This is a genomic window from Mesorhizobium sp. M0808 (assembly GCF_040320025.1).
In the GTDB taxonomy this organism is placed as follows: Bacteria; Pseudomonadota; Alphaproteobacteria; order Rhizobiales; family Rhizobiaceae; genus Mesorhizobium.
This window is the reverse complement of record NZ_JAMYOX010000076.1, coordinates 1-13,181: the sequence shown is the minus strand read 5'-3', so window position 1 is coordinate 13,181 and position 13,181 is coordinate 1. Positions and strand designations below refer to the sequence as shown.

7 protein-coding genes, 8 pseudogenes and 1 other annotated feature are annotated in these 13,181 nt (G+C 59.5%); of the genes and pseudogenes, 7 read left to right on the top strand and 8 right to left on the bottom strand.

The genetic code is table 11. The features are described 5' to 3' along the window. Positions 1 to 723: 723 nt before the first annotated feature. From virD4 to NKI25_RS35050, 3 genes and pseudogenes are all read right to left on the bottom strand, one after another. Positions 724 to 2,469 carry a type IV secretion system ATPase VirD4 gene (gene virD4 / locus NKI25_RS35060; RefSeq protein ID WP_352726340.1) on the bottom strand — a complete coding sequence of 582 codons (1,746 nt, stop codon included), beginning with the start codon at positions 2,467 to 2,469 and terminating at the stop codon, positions 724 to 726. Between the two features lie 247 nt (positions 2,470 to 2,716). Beyond that, positions 2,717 to 3,493, bottom strand: a complete 777-nt coding sequence (locus tag NKI25_RS35055) for a hypothetical protein (RefSeq protein WP_245260339.1) — start codon at positions 3,491 to 3,493, stop codon at positions 2,717 to 2,719. 301 nt (positions 3,494 to 3,794) lie between these two features. Next, positions 3,795 to 4,097 (bottom strand): annotated as a pseudogene (locus NKI25_RS35050) (transposase domain-containing protein); the annotation flags it as partial. A gap of 43 nt (positions 4,098 to 4,140) precedes the next feature. Here NKI25_RS35050 and NKI25_RS35045 point away from each other — a divergent pair. Beyond that, positions 4,141 to 5,575: pseudogene (locus NKI25_RS35045) on the top strand (IS30 family transposase). Here NKI25_RS35045 and NKI25_RS35040 read toward each other — a convergent pair. Continuing rightward, positions 5,554 to 6,453: pseudogene (locus NKI25_RS35040) on the bottom strand (IS3 family transposase); the annotation flags it as partial. The pseudogenes NKI25_RS35045 and NKI25_RS35040 sit on opposite strands and share 22 nt — an antisense overlap. Further along, positions 6,086 to 6,202: a sequence feature (AL1L pseudoknot), on the bottom strand. Its footprint overlaps the pseudogene before it by 117 nt. A 285-nt stretch (positions 6,454 to 6,738) precedes the next feature. Here NKI25_RS35040 and NKI25_RS36675 point away from each other — a divergent pair. After that, a pseudogene (locus NKI25_RS36675) lies at positions 6,739 to 6,873 on the top strand (IS6 family transposase); the annotation flags it as partial. Positions 6,874 to 6,956: 83 nt separating this feature from the next. Further along, entirely contained in the window at positions 6,957 to 8,876 is a 1,920-nt protein-coding gene (locus NKI25_RS35035) for a potassium transporter Kup (protein WP_352572607.1), read from the top strand. Between the two features lie 127 nt (positions 8,877 to 9,003). Here the strand turns inward: NKI25_RS35035 and NKI25_RS35030 are convergent. From NKI25_RS35030 to NKI25_RS35020, 3 genes and pseudogenes are all read right to left on the bottom strand, one after another. Then, a pseudogene (locus tag NKI25_RS35030) lies at positions 9,004 to 9,709 on the bottom strand (IS6 family transposase). 50 nt (positions 9,710 to 9,759) lie between these two features. After that, a pseudogene (locus NKI25_RS35025) lies at positions 9,760 to 9,914 on the bottom strand (DUF1403 family protein); the annotation flags it as partial. Between the two features lie 243 nt (positions 9,915 to 10,157). Beyond that, positions 10,158 to 10,535, bottom strand: coding sequence for a hypothetical protein (locus NKI25_RS35020; RefSeq protein ID WP_023679574.1), 378 nt, complete (start codon positions 10,533 to 10,535; stop codon positions 10,158 to 10,160). Between the two features lie 294 nt (positions 10,536 to 10,829). Here NKI25_RS35020 and NKI25_RS35015 point away from each other — a divergent pair. The 3 genes and pseudogenes from NKI25_RS35015 (at position 10,830) to NKI25_RS35005 (ending at position 12,352) form a co-directional block, all read left to right on the top strand. Next, positions 10,830 to 11,559 (top strand): annotated as a pseudogene (locus NKI25_RS35015) (IS6 family transposase). Continuing rightward, positions 11,556 to 11,735, top strand: coding sequence for a hypothetical protein (locus NKI25_RS35010; RefSeq protein WP_352487759.1), 180 nt, complete (start codon positions 11,556 to 11,558; stop codon positions 11,733 to 11,735). Before NKI25_RS35015 ends, NKI25_RS35010 begins: the two are co-directional and overlap by 4 nt. Continuing rightward, positions 11,735 to 12,352, top strand: a complete 618-nt coding sequence (locus NKI25_RS35005; protein ID WP_352572610.1) for a hypothetical protein — start codon at positions 11,735 to 11,737, stop codon at positions 12,350 to 12,352. The genes NKI25_RS35010 and NKI25_RS35005 overlap by 1 nt, the downstream gene beginning before the upstream one ends. Before the next feature lie 105 nt (positions 12,353 to 12,457). Here NKI25_RS35005 and NKI25_RS35000 read toward each other — a convergent pair whose 3' ends face one another. Then, positions 12,458 to 12,733, bottom strand: a complete 276-nt coding sequence (locus tag NKI25_RS35000; RefSeq protein ID WP_023679571.1) for an acyl carrier protein — start codon at positions 12,731 to 12,733, stop codon at positions 12,458 to 12,460. A 79-nt stretch (positions 12,734 to 12,812) separates the two neighbouring features. On the opposite strand from NKI25_RS35000, the pseudogene virG reads away from it, so the two are divergent. Continuing rightward, a pseudogene (gene virG / locus NKI25_RS34995) lies at positions 12,813 to 13,181 on the top strand (two-component system response regulator VirG); the annotation flags it as partial.

Sequence of the window (13,181 nt, the reverse complement as noted above, 5' to 3'; positions counted from 1 at the left end):
TGTTAGCTACGGAGGCACGTTGGCCGCGTGACAGTGAGCTATGCTGGAGATTGGGGTGACGAGGCTGATCAAGCCTTCCAACAGTACCAGCCTGATCAATTACGGCGAGAGCTACCGGTCCGGAGATCGCATCAGCGCCTCTCTGCATATGCACGCGGCCGCCTGAATTGCCGATTTCGCTCAGCTGCTGCTGAATGGCGACGGCTTGCGGCGTATTCAGGGCCCTCTGCGTCTCCGCTGGCCACAACAGCGCTGGGGAATGTTCATTGTTGGGACGACTCACTCGGGTGGCAGGTGGTTGCCCTGGTCAAGCGCATCCGGCGAAGGGCGGATCTGCTGTTCGCTGGCAGCCAAGACTGGGGGCGGCGGCCCGAACTCCGGCGTCCCAGAGCTTGCGAAAGCCTCCGACACGCTTCTGTTGAGGTCATCCCGTCCAGCGGGCATCCCTGGGTTGCTGAAAAAAGACGAGGCGGCTTGATGACCCTGCCCTCGCTGAAGCACCTCGCGAAACCCCTGTTCCAGTCGCAGAAGCTCCTCTGGATCGGTTGGCGGCTCGTCAGCTCGACCATCGAACAGCGGCCGGAGCGCCTCGGACACGTGCTGCTCAAAGCCCGCTCGCCGGGCCTGGACCGCTTGCCCGTCTTCCAAGCCGGCGTCCTGCACCTGCGACAAAGCTGTTACACGGGATGGATTGCTATTTCGCGGGTCCACACTAGCCTCACATCAAACTGTATCGTCAAAGTCCTGCGCCAATTCACACAGCGGGTCATCGAGTTGAGATTCTGCGGAGAGCGCCTCCTCTGCTCCCATCAAGGGCGCCGGCTCCGGGAGGGCGCCTGTCTGGCTTTCAAAGATGCGTTTCAGAATGCGATCCGAGAAATAACGCACCTTCCTCAATTTTAATGGTGGCAGACCTTTGATGAGAACAATCTCGTAGTCGTCATCGAGCAGCCGAACCTGTTCGGGACGCAATAGCGGTGCACCTTGATGGGAATTCTGAATGGTCCAGTCGAACGTTCGCGCCTGGCTGTGGGAAATCGATTTGGCTTCAAACGTGTATTCACCGATGGCCTTGGAAATGTAGTTCGGAGTCTCGTCATCAGCCGTGGCCATGAACACTTGCAGTCCGGTATTGCTGAGAAAATTCTGCTTGCCAGCCTCTCCATAAGCTCCCGTCAGTGCCGAAAGGCTTTGGATGATGAGCATGAAACGCCCCTTGTAGCCCGCGATAGTCGTGATTGCGGTCTCGATCGCCTCCAGCTTACCCAAGTGCTTGAACTCGTCGAGCAGGAAGAGAACCTCGTGCTTTTCATCCCGGCGGGCCAGCGACCGCTGCAGAATTGAAACGATTTGCTGAAAAAACAAGCGTATCAAAGGCGCGATCACCTCAAGGTCGTTCGGACCAACGCAAAGATAGATGCACGTTCTGCGACGGCGAAGATCATAGACCGAAAAGTCCGAGCGACTTGTGGCCGCCTTTACAGCGGGATCCGCCCACAGGTTGAGCCCGCCATCGCCGAGCACGGAAGTGTAGGAGGTTAGGATTTTCGTATCGTTCCCCGCCATGTCGTCGAAGATGCGTTGTGCCTCTTTGTTCTGGGTCTCCATGGCGAGTCGCGCGAAGAGCTTAAACTTCTCCCCCGGCTGGGCGAAGAGGTCATAGACGGCGCCGATTGTTGGCGTGCCCCGCTCGATGCAGGCAAGGATTCCCGCGACAAAGATATCTCGCGCGCCGCTGACGAAACCTTCCGCGCCCTCCCCCTTGGCCGTAATCAGGTTTGCGGCCAAGCGGCGGGCTTCGGTGAATTGCTGCTGTGGAGGCAGCGCTATAAGATCCAACAGCGGATTGTAGCAGTTTGTGCGCCGCTCCGAATCCAGCGGCGCGAATTTAAACACGTCGTCACCTGCGGCTTTGCGCGCCCTCGAGGTGAGCTCAAAGAGCTCCCCCTTGACGTCCAGAGCTATCACCGAGCCTTTGAATGTAAGTAGCGTTGGAATGACTATGCCGACGCCCTTGCCAGCGCGGGTCGGTGCAACGATGAGGCTGTGAGGCTGCTCGCCATTTGTCAGGTAGTAGCCAGGCCAGAAAGGGCCACTTGTCTTCCCAAACACCGGCCCTGTCACGCCACGGTATCGTCGCAGATATCCCGTGCGTCGCATTTCATCCACTCGAGCCCAACGAGCCGTCCCGTGGTGTTCGAGCTTGCGGCGCAATACGATCTGCTGAATCAGCAAGACGACCGCGGACGTCGAGAGCACGATAGCCGCGCCCCGATAGAAAACGGGGGTTGCGAAACCCAAATAGAAGGGCGTCTCAAACCAAAAGGCACGGACATCAAACGCCATCAGAGCCTCGCCGCTGCCGCCGTGGCGGAAGGTTGCGTAAAGACTTGCCGCACAGAAGCCCACGGCGAGTGAGCACGCGATGCTAATGGCTATGTTGGGGGGCGTCGTTTTTGTTGAAAGCATTGTTCCATTGCCGGATTAGCCGTAGCTAATGCTGCGCGTGCTTCAGAGACCGAACCGGCGTCGCGCGATGTCGCCGCTCGACAGATCGATGCCGCAGTGGGTGGTGCGATGCTTGCAGCGCATCACCCGGCAGACGTGGGTTTTGAAAGTTACACTAAGCAGGTACGTCAACGGCCAGCGAATTGGAAACGGCAAGGCCGTAAACGGATTTCGGGAGAGAAAGCGTCACTGTACCATGGCCGAGACCTCAACGGCCGGAGCGATCTCTGCTTCTGGTGGCCTCCATTAGGTCCTCTCGGGCGTGATTGAAGGCGTGGTTTATGGACCGCCCGATTTGAGCACCCCGCTGCAGCTGTTCATAGGAGGTTTGCGGGCCTACTGTATCACGGACTGCAGCCTCAATACCTGCTATGTGGCCGTCCAGATTCGCACTCCGTTCCTCTGCTGCATGCTGCGGCGGCGGCATGTGCGGCAAGATGTCTTGCATGCCGGGAAAAACTGAGTGAGCTTGGGCCTGTTGATTTGCGTCTAACTGTTGATACATGTTGAGAATAGCATTGGATGCCATCATCCTGACATTGCCATCCGGATCAGAAGAAGCCAATCCAATGGCCTGATCAAGAATGCGAGATTTGTTTTCGTCAGTAAACTTACTGAAGTGTGGCGCAACGTAATAAGCTCCGAGAGCTTGCGACGGCGGATCCATGTTGCCAATGCGATTAACAATAGCATCTTGCAGCCCTGGCGTTAGGTAATCGCCTAGATTACTGGCCGCTCCGACTTTCTGCAATGCTATGTCATCCGTGCTGTACCCCAATTCGGCTGTTAATGTCGCGGCCAGATCGATGGCTGATCGTCCAAGCCGATTGGTCCGCCTTTCAAATCTCGCGAGGTCAGTTTCTGGCCCGGGTTGAGTGCCCCGAACGGCTGTTCGCTCGTGCGTCCCGAGGCCTTTGAAGCCCCCAAGATTTCGCGCTGTATCGCGCGGGTTAGCGGTTACCAGCCGTTCTGCAACATCGCTCAATGGCCCCTCTGGAACGTCACGGAGGCTACTGCTCCCCACGCCTTGAGATGATCTTGCAGCTGCACGTGCCCGTTTGTTATCGCGATCCATTGCTCGCCTCCAAAGTAGTTATTCTACCCAATGAGGTTACCACCGAAGCTTGACCTGCTAAACCGATATGATGTTACAGTTGTAGTATGGCAAAGGGTTCCCAGCTCTGTGGGTCTGCCAAGTGCCCGTCCAAGCCGAAGAAAATACGATGAAGCTGGCATCAAATGCGATGTGAACTGCCCCGGGCATTCCGGTGGCCGTTTCGTTTGAGTCACGCGGCTATGGCTGGTTCATCCAACATGGCGTAGTAGCGTTCCTCGGCTTCGGCCGGCGGGATGTTGCCGATGGGCTCCAGCAGCCAGCGATTGTTGAAGCAGTCGACCCATTCGAGCGTGGCGAACTCGACGGCCTCGAATGAGCGCCAGGGTCCGCGTCGATGGATCACCTCGGCCTTGAAAAGACCGATGATCGTTTCCGCGAGAGCATTATCGAAAGAGTCGCCGACACTGCCCACTGCGGGTTCGACGCCGGCCTCCGCCAAGCGCTCGGTGTATTGAATGCTGACGTGTTGGGCGGATTCAACCGGTCGTCGCAACACCAAGGGATTGGAGGTTGCAATGACGGTTCACCAACGCGCTTCAGATCGGTGCACTCGAAAGAAGCTAGATTCGCCCGGGCGTCCGCCTGCCTGGCAGCGTGAGAATCGCTTCCGGTTCTGGCAAGCTATTGCCTTGGGACATTCGAGCGAGGAGGCCGCACTGGATGCCGGTACATCAACGCCTCTTGGTCCGCGCTGGTTTCGGAGTGCAGGAGGGATGCCGCCAACGCATTTGGCGCCGTGGGCGAAGCCGCCTTCGGGGCGATATCTTTCTTTCGGGAGCGCGAGGATATTGCGCTTGAGCTTGCCAAGGGAATCGGCATCCGGGCCATTGCTCGTAAACTAGGTCGGCCGCCGAGCACAATCTCGCGGGAGGTCAGGCGCAATGCCGCGACGCGCAGCGGCAATCTGGATTACCGGCCAGTGCCGCCCAATGGCACGCCGATCGTGAGTCCCGGCGGCCTCCTGGCAAGCTGGCGGTCAATCCGGCTCTGCGTGAATATGTTGAGGAGCGCTTGGCCGGCAAAGTCACCAACCCCAATGGCGCCTCATTCGAGGGCCCCAAGGTGGGTATGGAAAAAACGACAGAGCCGGAGGTGGTCGGCAGCCTGGAGCCCCGAGCAGATCGCTAAATCGGCTTCAGATCGATTACCCAGAGGATCAAACCATGCGGATCAGCCACGAGACGATCTATCAGTCCTTGTACATTCAAGGACGCGGAGCATTGCGCCGAGGACTGACCGCATGTCTGCGTTCAGGCCGAGCGTTGCGCGTACCGCGCGAACGCGCGTACCGCGCGAACGGGCCCGAGTTCGCAACAAGTCCTTCATTGGAGACGCCCTTATAATAAGCGACCGTCCGGCCGAAATTGCCGATCGGGCTGTCCCCGGACATTGGGAAGGCGACCTCATCCTTGGCCTCGGAAGCTAGGCGATCGGTACGCTCGTGGAACGAAGTTCACGCTTCACAATGCGTGCTTCACCTGCCGCGCATGCATGGCTATCAGCAGAGCCTGCGCATCAAGAACGGTCCACCACTTGCAGGCCACGGCGCTGAAGCAGTCCGCAGAGCCATAGCCCGATCCATGGGCAAACTTCCCGAGCAGCTGCGTCAGTCGCTGACTTGGGACCATGGAGCGGAAATGGCGCAGCAGCCGACCTGCGCATCGACACCGGGCTCGAGATTTACTTCTGCGATCCCCAAGCCCGTGGCAGCGAGACTCCAACGAAAACACCAATGGCTTGCTGAGACAGTACTTTCCAAAGGGCACGGATCTCAGTCGGCACACAGCCCGGGAACTGGACGCAGTTGCCCATGCTATCAACACAAGACCGCGCAAAACGCTCGGCTGGAAAACACCTGCCGAACTCCTCGACCAGCTCCTTGGGGGACAGTATGATGCCGGTGTTGCGACGATCCGGTTGAATCCGCCTTGGCTGCCTCTATCGCTGTGATGGATGAGCCCGCCTCCCCGCGCGGGCCGCCGATCATGGAGAGCCTGTTCCAGGGCATCGAGAACGAAGGCTGCATGCGCCGTCCGGCTCACCCGCCAGCCGACGATCCGACGGGCATAGGTGTCGATGACAAAGGCGACATAGACGAAGCCCGTCCAGGTCGCGACGCAGGTGAAGTCGGAGACCCGCAGCATGTTCGGCGCCGGAGCATGGAACTGGCGGTTGACGTGGTCGAGAGGGCAAGGTGCGGCCTTGTCGCTCACCGTAGTGCGGATCGGCTTGCCGCGGACGATGCCTTCGAGGCCCATGGCCTTCATCAAGCGGGCAACCGTGCAGCGGGCGACCTCGAAGCCCTCGCGACGCAACCGCCGCCAGACCTTGCGAATGCCGTAGACGCGGAAGTTCGCCTCAAACCCGTCGGACCTCATCCTTCGAGGCTGTATCCCATCTTGCCCGAGCCGACAGCCGGCAGGGGTCGACGCGCTTGGCGACATGGTCGTGGTAGGTCGACGGGGCGATCGGCAGCACCTTGCAGATCGGCTCAACCCCATGCGCCTTGCGGTGATCGTCGATGAACGCGATCGTGGCCTGAACCGGCGGTCGAGCTTCGCCTGGGCAAAATACGCGGAAGCCTTGCTCTCGTTGGCCTGCGAAGCTCGCGGCTCTCGCGTTCCAGAGCCTTCAGTTTCGTCGCAGCATCCGTGGGAACTCCGGCGCGCACGCCGCCGTCACGCTCGGCTTTCTTGCAGCCGATCTTGGCGGCGATCGATGAAACCGCCGCCCACCGCGACGTATGCTCGCGTTCGTGATCCAGAACCAGCCGCACCGCGGGGGGTCCGGACCTCGGGAGAGAACTTGTTGGTCGCCTTGCTTGTCATGGTTCCACCTTCTCAGGAGTTGGAGCCTCCGATCAACCCGGGGCGGCACACAACAAGGGTCACGGATCAATCTGGGCGGGAACCCTAGAGAATCAGCCCTCAGAGCCTTTGGTAATAGACCGACCCCTCGCACCTGTTTGGGCTGGGTGTACAAGTCAGGTTTTCATCAGGTTGGACGAGTATGTCTGGCAGCCAGAGCGCGACCACTTCCGTGCCCGCCCGCTCGTCTGGCAGACACACAAAGGAGAAAGATATGCCGTCAGCTACAAGCAGCGCCATCGTTTCCTGCCGCAGATCATCGCCCATCCGGTCTGGCCCTCCTTCAGGTCCCCTTTAGCCTGTGTCTCGTCGAGGAAATGGCCCGGGAGCGGGATCGTGGTTTCGTATGAGACAATCCGCCGGTGCGGCAACAAATGCGGTCCGCATACGGAGCCATTACCTCGCGGCACTTGATATTGCAGTGCAGCAAAGGTAGAGGGCCGCCCCTTATCGGAGTGTCGTCCATGGTCCTTACCAATACTGGTAGCGAGGCAGAACCCGTCGAACAGTCGAGCCATCCGGCAATCGAACAGCAAAGCCCCAAGGTGCTGATGCTAGGCGCGCTCGGCGTTGTCTATGGCGATATTGGCACCAGCCCGATCTACGCGTTCCGTGAGGCGCTGGTGGCGTCGTCGGGCGGCAATGTCGCCGAGCGCGGCGATATCCTCGGCGTGCTGTCGCTGATCATCTGGTCGCTGACGATCATCGTCACCATCAAGTACATCATGTTCGTGCTGCGCGCCGATAACGGCGGCGAGGGCGGCGTGCTGTCGCTGATGGCGCTGGCGCGCGGCAGTTTCCCCAAGCGTTCAGCATTGATGCTCGCTATCGGCATCGTCGGGGCATCGCTTTTCTTCGGTGACGCCGTCATCACACCGGCGATTTCGGTGCTGTCGGCGGTCGAGGGTATGAACGTCGTCACGCCGACCTTCCAACCCTATGTCGTGCCGCTGACATTGGTCATCCTTGCCATGGTGTTCGCGGTGCAGCGCTTTGGCACGGGCGGGGTGGGATTGGTGTTCGGCCCGGTGACCGCCGTATGGTTCCTGGCAATTGGCCTTTCCGGTCTCAACCACATCATCGCCGATCCAGAAATCCTGTGGGCGGTGAGCCCGCACTACATCGTCGCCTTCCTGATCAATTCGCCCGACGTCGCTTTCGTGACCATCGGCGCCATCTTCCTCGCCGTCACCGGCGCCGAAGCACTCTATGCCGATCTCGGCCATTTCGGCCGAAAGCCGATCGTGCTCGCCTGGCTGGCGATCGTGTTTCCCTGCCTGCTGCTCAATTATGCCGGGCAAGGCGCCTTCGTGCTGGCCAAGAACGGCGTCGTCGGCCATCCATTCTTCGAGATGAACGAAGGCTGGACGCTGATCCCGATGGTCGTGCTGGCGACGGCCGCGACTGTCATCGCCAGCCAGGCGGTGATATCAGGCGCGTTCTCGCTGACCAGGCAGGCGGTGCAGCTCAATATGCTGCCGCGGCTCGAAATCCTGCACACGTCGGAGAAACAGTCCGGCCAGATCTACATGCCGCGCGTCAATCTTCTGCTGGCGCTGGTGGTGATGATGCTGGTGGTCGGCTTCGGCGAGTCCAGCAGGCTGGCGTCGGCGTACGGTATTTCGGTGACCGGCAACATGCTGGTGACGACGGTGCTGCTCTATGTCGTCATGACGCGCATCTGGAAATGGCGGCTGTGGGTGGCAATCTCGCTTACGGCGCTGTTCGGCTTCATCGATGTCGGCTTCTTTGCCTCCAACATCGTCAAGGTGTTCGAGGGCGGCTGGGCCTCGCTGGCCGTGGCCTTCACCGTCGTGCTGGCCATGTGGACCTGGGTGCGCGGCAGCCGCTATCTGTTCGACAAGACCCGCCGCAACGAGATCCCGCTGGATTTCCTCGCCGGCAATCTGTTGAAGAAGAAGCCGCAGCTTGTGTCAGGCACCGCCGTGTTCCTGACCAGCGATCCGCTCAGTGCGCCAACCGCACTGATGCACAGCCTGAAGCACTACAAGGTGCTGCATGAGCAGAACGTCATCCTTTCGGTGGTGACCGCGCCGCAGCCGGTGGTGCCCGACAGCGACCGGGTCAAGATGGAGACGGTCAACGAGCTGTTCATGCGCGTGACTCTGACCTTCGGCTACATGGAGCAGCCCAACATCCCGCGCGCACTGGCGATCTGCCGCAAGCAGGGCTGGAAGTTCGACATCATGACGACCTCGTTCTTCCTCTCGCGGCGTTCGCTCAAGGCCTCGCCCAATTCCGGCATGCCGGTGTGGCAGGACCGGCTGTTCATCGGCCTGGCGCGCACTGCGGCCGACGCGACGGAGTACTTTCAGATCCCGACCGGGCGCGTGGTCGAGATCGGCACGCAGGTGACGATTTAGGGCATGCCGCGGTTGAGAAGAATCGGTGCTGTCACATTGATTGAGCGGTAAGGAAATTCAGGTAGCAGCGCGCCCGGCACTGTAAGTTTCAGCGGCTTGATGCAGCGATAGCTGGCCGGGACGGCTGTCACGCTGTGGCGACACACGCGATTTTGTTCCAGATTTGCATGGGGCGTTACGCAGGTCTCGATGTTGAGCCGATGACAGCGCATTGCAGGGAAAGTGAGCAGGTCGGCAATCGGATCATGGATGGAAACGAACCGCTGAAGCTGGCGTGCCGACTTGAAGCGTTTCATGATCCTTTCGCGTCGTCGGGTCGGCTGGTGCGAATTTTCCGCTCGATTATTCAGGCCTGTGTGCGACCGGTGTTCGACGCCGGGCATGAGGTCGCGCATGGCGGCATCATAGGATCGGAGCTTGTCGGTGATCATGATCCGTGGTGTCCGCCCTTGAGCTTTCAGCAACTTGCGCATCAGACGCTTTGCCGCCTTGGCATTTCGGCGGCTCTGTACCAGCACTTCGAGGACGAAGCCGTCCTGATCGACGGCACGCCAGAGCCACTGCTTCTTGCCACTGATAGCCACGACACATTCGTCGAGATGCCATTTGTCGCCCAGGCAGCCGGCTGATATTGATCTCCTGGGCGAAATGCCGTCCGAATTTCTCCGCGCAGCTTCGAACGGTCTGATGCGTGACGATGATGCCGCGGGCCGCCAGCATGTCCTCAACCATGCGCAGGCTGAGCGGAAAGCGAAAGTAGAGCCCGCGTGCGCAATGATCTCGGCGGGAAAGCGGTGGCGACCATAGAGCGGATCACGAGCAACTTCTGACATGGCCCAATGTACGCACATCTTCATAAGCTGTCGGTTGACTTTACGATGCCGCGCCAAGCGAGCAGCATCCGGCCGGCGGGGCCGACCCCGTCTCCCGGCCCTGAGCAGAACGGCATCGCGCAGGTGCCGCTTCATCCTCGACGCGGCCAGCCTGCTTTGCGGTTACCGCCGCCGCCGAAAGCGCCAGGCGTTGCCGCCAGGCGCCGGTCCGCCCGCAGCGGTTCGTTTCCACCGAGATCCGATTGCCACCAGTTCCACTTTCCCCCAATACCTGCGTAACGCCGCCATGCAAATCTGGAACAAAATCGCGTATGTCGCCGCAGCATGACAGCCGTCCCGACCAGCTATCGCTGCATCAAGACGCTGATATCTTTACAGTGCCCGCACGCCTCTCGCGCGCCAACGGCCAGTCGGGTGTCGCGAATGAGGCGCGCTGAAGCCATCCGGCTCAGCCGATCATGGCGCTTCGGTTGCCGGGTTCGAGGTCGTGGCCTCTGCCGCTGCGCGATTCTAGCATTTGCGCCTTGGAGAGCTCTGCTTCAGCCTCGGCGAGGCATGGCTCGGCTGCGGTTCTCTGCCGCAGAAGGTCCGATTGTGAATTCTTGACGTTGTCACGACGTAGGCGAGCGGCCTTGGCGAACGTCGGATAAGCGAAATGATTGACATCGGAGATGCCGGCCTTCGTTTCCTCGGCGTTTAACTGGAAGTCCAGTTCTCGCGCCATGCGTTCGAAATCGGCAATCATGATGTCTAGCTGGTGCAACTGTCGCCGCTTCTCATTCACCTGAAATTGCTTCAGTCGGACCAGATTACCTCGTGGCTTCATGACTCGGTACTCCGGTACCCATTTCGTCCAATCAAACCGCTCTCTCCCCTTAACGTTAGGCCTACAGCGACTCTCACGTTTTCTGCTGCGAGCGGAAACATATTTTCCAAAATCCTTGGCCGATGGCTATGAGTTCAATGGCATCGACAAGCATGCGAGCGGGGGACTTAAGGGGCGGTAAAAAAAGGCGGAATAGGGCGATTTTCACAATGTCTGCATATGAACGCGTTGAGACTGCGGCGGGCTTGACACACAAAGCAATCGTCAAGATTTGCGACATGGACGCCGGGGGGCATGAATACGCCCGCCGTCAGCTACACGCCCCCCGATTTCCGCCGCCTATTATCGCCCACGCGGTCTGGCTTTATTTCCGGTTTCCGCTAGCCTGCGCCTGGTTGAGGAAATGCTGCTGGAACGCGGCATCGTGGTTTCGTATGAGACAAGTCGCCGGTGGGGCATCAAGTTCGGGCTGGACTGCGCTCGCTGCTTGCGCCGCAACCCGCCGTGCCGGAATGATGTCTGGTACCTGAACGAAGTGGTCGTCACCATCGCCCGGCAAAAAGCTTTGGTTGTGGCGCGCCGTCGACCAGGATGGATATGTGCTGGACGAAATCGTGCAAAACCGCCGCAACACCAAGGCCGCCAAGCGCTTGCTGACGCGGCTGTTGAAGAAGCAGGGGCTCGCGCCGAAGCGCATGATCACCGACTAGCTGCGCTCGTATGGAGCGGCAAAGCGACAGGTAATGCCGGACGTCAAGCACCGGTCGCACAAGGGGTTGAACAACGGAGCGGAGAATTCCCATGTGCCGCCGCGAAAACGGGAGCGGATGATGCAGGGGTCCGATCGCCGGGAGGCCTGCAACGCTTCGTCTCGACCTTGTCAGCCCTCCGCAACCTCTTCGTCCCGCCCCGCCCCAAACGTTCTGCTCTCGCCATACATGTTCATCGCCTCAGCGCGATGGCGCTGGTGATATCACGACGCGTTTGTACCGCTCGACCTACGCCACAGGTGCCGACGCTGTGACGAGCTTCATCGGTCGCGTGTCGAGTGACGGCACCGGGGACAATTATCGTCGACCGCAGTCCATTGCCCAGACCAAGGCGCTTCTCGGCGTCGGCACGATGGCAAATCGCAGCGTCACGATCTCGGCCGCTGCCCCTTCTGGCGGCGTGGACGGTGATTTCTGGGTGCAGCCGTAATGGCCCTTTACGTCAAAGCCTCCGGGGTCTGGGGGGCGGCCAGCGCCGTATGGGTGAAAATCTCAAGCCTCTGGACCAAGGCTCGACAGGTCTATGTGCGCAGCTCGGGCGTCTGGGAGAAAATGTTCCCGATAGATCTGGTCTTCAATGGCACTCACGAAGACTCGACTGCCACGACCGTTTACACCCACACCAGCATTCCGCTTCTTGTCGCGCCACACGCTAATCGTCGTGTCATCGTGACAACTGAGACCACTGACACCGAAAGTGCAGTGACCGTCAACAGTATGACGATTGGGGGTGTGGCTGCCACCCTTCTCGCTCAGGTGGAAAGCATCTTCAATTCTGGTGTGGTCTATCTGTCAGTGTGGTCAGCCCTCGTGCCAACCGGTACGACGGCAACGATCGTGACCACGTATAGTGAGAGCGTGTTCCGTGACTACATGTCGGTCTATACGACCACCAATTGGGATGGTGTGGTGGGCACTGTTGCCTCTGACAACAATTCAACGGGTGGCCTGACAACGACCGTCAGCATTGGTGCCCTGGGCGCAGCGATCGCAATTGCGGGCAACGCCATCAAGGGGGCATCGGCACTGCGACATGGACCGGGCTGACCCAACAGTTCTCAAACACACCAGTCACGAATAGAAACCACAGCGGAGCAATGGCCATAGCTACCGCCGCCCAAGCTGCCCTCACCGTAACCTGTGCCTACAGCACTACTCCAGCACTTGCCGCACTGCTGGTGGTTCCGCGGTGCGCAACTCCTGACTGGCGACGGCGTCGGCGACATGCCTTACGGACTCGTATTGCCAGAGCTTGTAATCGTCGACAAACCAGCCAAGTCGGCTCTCGATCGCCGTAGCAAGCTCGTTATAGTCGAGGCTGTCGAGGCCGAGATCCCGCATTCTGGTTGTCATCGACACCTCTACTTTTTCGGCAACTAGAGCGTTGAGGGTTTTGAGAACCAGTTGTTCAATTTCAAGTAATGTCATCACTAATACATGCCTTTTGCTTGCAGATTCAGGTAATGCAACCCTGATCGGGGCGCAACCCCCAAAACGAGGTGTGCCGTTGAAACATGTTCTTGTCATTGACGATGATGCCGCAATGCGGCGCCTCATCGCCGATGCATGCCCTGAAGGTAACCGCAGTCCACGATAGCAAGCAGTTTGACTATGTTCTTTCACGTGAGCCAGTCGATCTCGTGGTTGTTGACCTTAACCTAGGCCGGGAGGATGGACTTGCGATCGTCCGCAATCTGGCGACAAAATCGGATGTTCCTATCATAGTGATCAGCGGCGACCGGCTTGATGAGGCGGAAAAAGTGGTTGCACTGGAACCGATTTCATTCCCAAGCCTTTCGGGATGCGCGAATTCTTGGCCCGCATTCGAGTAGCGCTACGCCAGCGCATTTCTAGTCCGCGAACCAGAGAGCAGCGC